Below are 248 nucleotides of genomic sequence, written 5' to 3'. Positions count from 1 at the left end.
ACCGGGTGGAGTCCCCGGCCTCGGCGAGGGCCGGGGTGAAGAACGTCGACGCGCTCACCACCGAGGACTGGGCGGTGCTGCGCCGCTCGCGGGGGGACCAGCGGATGCTGGGCATGAGCCTGGACGCCGGCGGCCACCTCACACACGGGGTCCGGCCCAACCTCAGCGGCAAGATGTTCGAGCAGGCCAGCTACGGCACCGACCCGGAGACCGGGCTGATCGCCTACGCGGCGCTGCGCGCCCAGGCC

Annotated in this window: 1 pseudogene; it reads left to right on the top strand. The window is 74.2% G+C overall.

The annotated features are described in order from the left end of the window. Positions 1-104: 104 nt before the first annotated feature. Positions 105-248 (top strand): annotated as a pseudogene (locus tag AC0IVP_RS22020) (glycine hydroxymethyltransferase); the annotation flags it as partial.

Source organism: Klenkia sp. AC732, from assembly GCF_979256525.1.
Note: the sequence above shows the minus strand (reverse complement) of the source record. Positions and strands in the feature narration are given on the sequence as shown.